Here is a 749-nt window from a genome sequence, read left to right as displayed (position 1 = left end):
CGACGGAGGTCAGCTGGAATTGTTGCGATCGCCCGGGCCACCAGGTCCGCATCCTTGCGTTCGCCGACGCTATGTCCGATGATTTCCCGATTGAACAGGTCGACAAATACACAGACATAGTTCCATTTGTTTTGGACCCTGACGTATGTCAAATCGCTCACGATGACCGACAGTTCCTTTTCCTGACGGAACTCACGATTCAGCTCGTTTTTCACCGTGGACTCGTTAGGATTGCTTCGTTTCGGTTTGAATTGTGCGACGGTGTAGGAGGACACGAGCCCCTGCTCATTCATGATGCGTCCGATGCGTCGGCGTGACACACGCTTCCCTATACGCTGTAGCTCGACCTTGATCTTGCGCGTCCCATAATTGTCACGACTGCGGCGGAAGATCTCGATGACATCACCGGTCACATCGTCGACCGCCGGTCGCCTCTTGGATTCGTAGTAGAAGGTGCTTCTTGATAGTTTCAGGACTTTACACATTGCTGATACCGAGTATTTGTGCATATTGTTCTTGATGACAGTTACTTTCGTCCTATGATCAGCGTGGCTTGCTTTAAAATGTCGTTCTCCATCTCGAGCTGCCTCACTTGCTTGCGCAGGTCACGGAGTTCACGGGCCTCGTCGCTCAGGTTGTCCTCTGCCTTGAACGAACCGGTCGTACGGCTCTGGTTGATCCAACGTCCCAGTGCCGATGGTGTCAAATCGTACTCGCGAACGATATCGATCCTCGGCTTCCCGTTGAGA

The 749-nt window shown here is 52.7% G+C and carries 1 pseudogene; it reads right to left on the bottom strand.

The window, feature by feature from the left end:
- Positions 1-749: pseudogene (locus KNP06_RS15365) on the bottom strand (IS3 family transposase); the annotation flags it as partial.

The organism is Exiguobacterium sp. s21 (genome assembly GCF_018617975.1).
Taxonomy (GTDB): Bacteria; Bacillota; Bacilli; order Exiguobacteriales; family Exiguobacteriaceae; genus Exiguobacterium; species Exiguobacterium mexicanum_A.
The sequence above is the reverse complement of the archived record's forward strand: the minus strand, read 5'-3'. Positions and strand labels throughout refer to the sequence as shown.